The 633-nt window shown below is 35.9% G+C and carries 1 protein-coding gene; it reads right to left on the minus strand.

The annotated features are described in order from the left end of the window. Nucleotides 1–380 (minus strand): GNAT family N-acetyltransferase (locus tag AC1DBT_RS05920; protein ID WP_480019003.1); only part of this gene is annotated, 380 nt, incomplete at its 3' end. Nucleotides 381–633 lie beyond the last annotated feature (253 nt).

Consider the following 633-nt stretch of genomic DNA (forward strand, 5'->3'; position numbering starts at 1 on the left):
GTAATCAAAACTTTCTGTAGGTGCAAAGTCTCTTTACAATATGTAAGTGCCATAGAAAGCATTTTTGTTCCATAGCCCTTCATACATTCAGATTGCCTGATTTCGTACCCTATGTGACCACCATAGTTAATTAAAAAAGAATTTAATTCATGCCTAATATTAATTTCACCAATAAACTTTTCATTATCTATCAGCCAAAATGTAGTAGCTCTCACATAATTTGCAGGCAAATTTATACCATGCTCCACATTATAAGAACTCTCTATGATTGTCTCATAGTTTTTAAAGCGTCTTTCTGCATGTGGCCTAAAGCGTTCATCTTCTTCATTTGCTTCTATATAACTTTGGATATATTTCTTATCTGGTCTAATTAATCTCATACGTGCTCCTTATTTTTAATATGCAAGTCTTTAAAATTAGAACCATACTAGTCTTTTGAGCTTTCATAATGTCATCGCGAAACTTAATCTACATAAGGGGGTGCGGACAAAAACTTGGACAGTTTGATACTCGATACATGCCATGTATTCGCCACAAAATCAACGCCGAAAGCCATTTATTTCTTTCCGAGCCTCCACGCTTTGAGCACCGCTTTTATTACTCTGTAAGTCAATGCGGCCAACGGCCAAACGA

It is taken from the genome of Fannyhessea sp. C0108B2 (assembly GCF_056583915.1).